Annotated in this window: 5 protein-coding genes and 1 pseudogene; all 6 read left to right on the forward strand. The window is 70.3% G+C overall.

The features are described from left to right. Positions 1-334 precede the first annotated feature (334 nt). Complete coding sequence (locus AC08OU_RS20315) at positions 335-1,966, forward strand: AMP-binding protein (RefSeq protein ID WP_476601980.1); 1,632 nt, start codon at positions 335-337, stop codon at positions 1,964-1,966. A 9-nt stretch (positions 1,967-1,975) separates the two neighbouring features. Beyond that, complete coding sequence (locus AC08OU_RS20320) at positions 1,976-2,344, forward strand: hypothetical protein (RefSeq protein ID WP_462189083.1); 369 nt, start codon at positions 1,976-1,978, stop codon at positions 2,342-2,344. Between the two features lie 91 nt (positions 2,345-2,435). After that, positions 2,436-3,128, forward strand: a complete 693-nt coding sequence (locus tag AC08OU_RS20325; protein ID WP_476601981.1) for a PaaI family thioesterase — start codon at positions 2,436-2,438, stop codon at positions 3,126-3,128. Continuing rightward, the gene (locus AC08OU_RS20330) at positions 3,129-3,389 is read left to right on the forward strand and encodes an acyl carrier protein (protein WP_462189085.1); all 261 of its coding nucleotides are present in this window, start codon (positions 3,129-3,131) and stop codon (positions 3,387-3,389) included. Further along, positions 3,386-4,307, forward strand: a pseudogene (locus tag AC08OU_RS20335) (class I SAM-dependent methyltransferase). Before AC08OU_RS20330 ends, AC08OU_RS20335 begins: the two are co-directional and overlap by 4 nt. Before the next feature lie 31 nt (positions 4,308-4,338). Next, the coding region (locus tag AC08OU_RS20340) for an acyl-ACP desaturase (RefSeq protein ID WP_476605565.1) at positions 4,339-5,070 on the forward strand (732 nt) is incomplete at its 3' end.

Below are 5,070 nucleotides of genomic sequence, written 5' to 3' on the forward strand. Positions count from 1 at the left end.
ATTGCGACTCCTAAACTCCCAGGAAACCATCGGATGAATTTTTCGACCGCCGGGACGATTCGGTGATGTATTGTCGGCCCTGATGGATCGATAGATTACCTGAATTTTTATTGACGAACGACCACCATACCCACGAGCCTTTTCCTGCTGCCCGCGGCATTCATCAGCACATCCGATCATCAGTACACCCGACGGACAGACATCAGTACACCCGACGGGCGAGTACACCTGACGGGCAGCCCCATCGGCTGCTGTTCGGCCGCCGTCGCCTCGGTGCCGGCCGGGCCCCATCCGTCGCACGGGCGCAGAAGACACCTGGACGCGGAAGACAGGAGTGCGGATCATACCTGCCATCCGGAGCGAGGCCACCTCGCCCACCTCCGCCATCTCGCCCACGTCTCCGACGGTCCATCCGCGGCCGGTCTTTCCACGGTCGGCGACGACCGGCGGGCCGGCCCACACGACCCACGGCAGCCACGCGACGGACCCGACCGGCACGAGTGACCCGACCGGCACGACCGACGCTCGCGGGCACCATGAGCCGCTCGACGCCGAGACGTTGCACGACACCGAGACGTTGCACAACGCCGAGACGTTGCACGACGCACTGGACGTTGCGGCCGCCCGGCATCCCGACACACCCGTCACGTTCCCGTCGACCCGCGAGGTGATCTCGCTGCGGGACCTCGCGGCCACCTCCCGGACGATCGCGGCCGCGCTGACGACGGACGGGGTCCAGGCCGGTGAGCGGGTCGGGGTACTGGCCGCGAACTCGGCCGAGTTTCTGCTCGCGCTCTTCGCGATCAGTCGGGCGGGCGCGGCGGCCTGTCCGCTGCCACTGCCGACCACCGCGCACGACCTCAACGGCTATGCCGACCGGGTCTCGCGCACCACGGCGGCCGCGGGCATCCACCGGGTGGTCACCGGAGGCCGGGTGTCCGCCATCCTGCGCCGGACGGCCGACCGGCTCGGCGGACTCCGGTTCCTCCCCGCGGCGGACCTGGCCCGCGACGCCGGTCCCGCCACGCCCACGCGCCAGCCACCTCCGAGTCCCGGGCGTCCGGTGGGTGCGGTGGGTGCGGTGGGTGCGGACGACATCGCGATCGTGCAGTTCACCTCCGGCAGCACCGCGGCCCCGAAGGGCGTGGTACTCAGCCACCGCGCCGTGCTGTGCGGCATCCGCGCGATCATCGACGGCATCCGGCTCGGTGAGGGCGATCACGGCGGAATCTGGTTGCCGCTGTTCCACGACATGGGGCTGTTCGCGACCCTCAGTGCGATCATGACCGGCATCCCGATGACCGTCTGGTCCCCGGCGGACTTCGTCCGTGACCCCGCCGGCTCGCTGCGCTCGTTCCTCGCCAGCGGCGCCACGATCTCGCCGGCGCCAAACTTCGCCTACGACGACCTCGTCCGGGCGATCGACCCGGACGAGGTACCCGGGCTGGACATGCGCCGGTGGCGCGTCGCGCTGAACGGAGCCGAGCCGGTCTCCGCGGTCGGCGTTGAGCGATTCCTCGACCACTTCGCGCCGGCCGGGTTCGCCCCCACGGCGATGTTCCCCGTGTACGGGATGGCCGAGGCCACCCTGGCCGTGGCCTTCCCGCCGCTGGGCCGCGCCCCCGTGGTCACCTGGGTCGACCGGGACCGACTCGCCGCCGAGGGAATCGTGACGGAGGTCCCGCGCGAGCATCCGCGCGCCAAGGGGCTGGTCGCCGTCGGCCGGCCGGTCCGCGACATCCGGATTCGCATCGCCGACCTGCACGGTGACGTCCTGGCCGATCCGCTCGGCGACGGTCTGGCGCCGAGCCTGCGGGTGGGCGAGATCCAGATCCGGGGTGGTTCGGTCACCTCGGGCTACCTCACCGCGGGGGGCCTGACGACCGGGGGCTTCACCGCGGACGGCTGGCTGCGCACCGGCGACCTCGGCTTCCAGCGCGGCGACGATCTGTTCGTGACCGGCTGAGACAAGGAAATGATCATTATACGCGGCGTGAACTACTACCCCGAGGACGCCGAAGCGGCGGTGCGTGACCTTCCGGGCGTGCACCGACGTCGCGTCGTCGCCTTCGGCTCCCCCGACCAGCCAGACGCCGCCGACAGCCCCCCGGACGCCACCGGAGCGAAGGCTGCCGGCGGCGTCACGGTGGTCGGCGAGACCGCGCTGACCGAGCCCGCGGACCGAGCCCGACTCGCGACCGACCTGCGGATGGCGGCAACTGCGGCGCTGGGGCTGTCCACGGTGACGGTGCGTCTGGTCGAGCCCGGCGCGCTGCCCCGTACCTCCAGCGGCAAATTCCAACGGCTGGCGGTACGCGACCTGGTCGGGCGCGGCGTGCTCTGACCCGCAAGCCCCGCCTCCGATTCCGCACGCCCAGCGCGTTCCGCGCCCATCGACCAGCCGCGCGTTCCGCGCCTATCGACCAGGGAGCCCGATGCGCAGCCACCTGATGACGCCGAGCCCTGACGGCCCGCGGGAAGCCGACGATCCGGAGGACTACCTGAGCGTGCCGTGGTCCGTGCTCGCGGACTATCGGTGTTTCGGCTGCTCGCCGCACAATCCGCACGGGCTGCAACTACACTTCTCCGCCCACGCCGACGGCATCTCGACCCGTTTCCGACTCGAACGCCGGCACGAGTCCTATCCCGGCGTCGTGCACGGTGGCCTCATCGGAGTGATCGTCGATGAGACGATGGGCAATCTGATCGTGCTGCAGGTCGGGCTCACCGCGTTCACCACCGCGCTGCGGGTGCGCTACCTCGCCCCGCTGAGCGTCGGCGCCGAGTACCGCTGCGTCGCCCGGCTGCACGGCGTCCCGGATGGTACCCCCGGCCGCGGGGACGCGGCACCGGTCGGCGGCACGGTCGGCGGAGCGAACAGCGGCGTAAACGGCGGCAGAGCAAACGGGCTGGTGCACGCCGAGGCCGAGATCCTCGACGATGCCGGGACGCTGCTCGCGACCGCAAGCGCAACCTACCGCCCGACCCCGATGGACACCGCCCGGGACCGGATGATGCTGAATCCGACCGAGGCCGACCGTGTCGCGCAGGCACTGGCGGCGACGCTCACCAGACCACCGGCCACCGGGTCCACCGCCGCCGGCCTCCCCACCTCAGAGGAGCACTGAATGTCAGTGTCGTATGCGGAGATCGTCACCACCGTCACCGCCATCGTCGCTCGTGAGCTCGGCATCCCGGTCGAGGACCTGGCTGCGGACGCCGATCTGCGCTCCGTGGAGGGCGCGGACTCGGTGAAGGTGCTCCGGATGATCGCCCGGGTAGAACGCGAGTACGACGTCGAGCTCGAGGACGAGGACGTCTTCTCGGCGGTCACCGTCGCCGAAGTCGCCGACGTCGTCCAGGCGGCGCTGCAGGTGCAGGCCGCATGAACTCGCCCGTCACCACCGCACCGGAGGCTGCGGTGGGCCTCGCCGCCGGGCCCACGACGGCCACCGGGCCCACGACGGGCACCGAACCCACGACGAGCGACACCAATCAGCACTACGACCTGCCGCCCGAGGTCTTCGGCCTGTTCCTCGATCCCCTGCGCAAATACAGCTCGGGTCTTTACCGCACGGAGCACGACACCCTCGAGCAGGCGCAGATCGCCAAGCTCCACTTCGTCGCCGATCGGCTCGGCCTGCGCCGCGGTGGTCGCCTCCTCGACATCGGATGCGGCTGGGGTTCGCTGACGCTGTTCATGGCGGTCGAGTACGAAGCCGAGGTCGTCGGGGTCTCCCCCGCGGGGCGACAAGCACGCCTACATCGCGCAGCGAGCTGCCGAACTCGGCGTGAGCGACCGCGTCACCACGGTCCAGGGCCACTTCGAGACGGTCGAGTTGCCCTCGGGGAGTTTCGACGCAGTGACAATGCTCGGCTCGATCGTGCACATGCCCGACCTCGATGTCGTGTTCCGGCGGGCCCGGGCGCTGCTGCGCCGCGACGGACGGCTGTACGTGTCGGAAAGCTGCTTTCGCAACGCTGCCACCCGGGGGGCGTTCGACCATCGGGAAGGGACCGAGTTCGTCCGCGCATCGATCTTCGGCTGGGGGGACATGCGGCCGCTGTCCGACCTCGTCACCGGTGCCGAGGAGGCCGGTTTCTCCCTGGCAAGCCTAGACGATCTCACCGACGACTACCGGCGCACCATCGACGACTGGCTGGTGAACGTCGACGCGGCCGCGGAGCGGATCGACGCGATCCGCCCGGGAACGGCCGCGACGCTGCGCCGCTATCTGGAGGTCGCGAACGCCGGCTGGGGCTACACCACCAAGCACTACGCGCTGGTGTGCCGCAAGGCACGCTGACCGCCGCCGAGAGAGGAACGGGATCCACATCATGACGGCATCCGACATTCTCCGGCCGGCGTTCGGCCAGGCCCGCGGCGTCGAACCGCCGCGAGCCCCCGCACGCCCGGCCCTGGCGCCGCTGCTTCCTCCCGCCGAGGTCGAGGCGGCCGTCATCGCCTTCCACCAGGCGGGCTCCACCACCCGCCGCTTCAACGTCGAATCGACGTTCGCCTGGGAGAACGCCGACGCCGATCGGCTCACCGAGGGACATCGCTCCGCGGTCCGGTTCATCACGTTGATCGAGGACCACCTGCCCGGCTACTTCGGCGTGTACGAGCGGGCCTTCCCGCTGAACCCCGACGTCGACGTCGAGAACTTCGTGCACAACCGGGAGCTCTACCACTTCACCGTGCGTTGGGCGCAGGAGGAGGACAGCCACGCCCGGGCACTGTTCCGCTACCAGGTCGCCGCCGGCATCGCCGATCCCGACGAGCTGCGGCGGGAACTGGCGACCGAGGGGCGCAAGCACTTCGAACTGCCGCACGACCACGCGGTCTCGCTGTTCGCCTACGCCCTGGTCCAAGAGAAGGCGACCCAGCTGTACTACCAGCAGCTGCGAGCGGTCGTCGGCGATCCGGTGTTGGCCGATCTGCTGAACCGGCTCGCCAAGGACGAGGCCCGGCACTTCACCTTCATGGCCGACATCGTGGAACGGTACCTGCGCCGCCACGGCGACGCCGTCGTCGAGCCGATCCGGGAGGTTATCGCGCACTTCCGGATG

This window comes from Frankia sp. CcMO1, assembly GCF_977945845.1.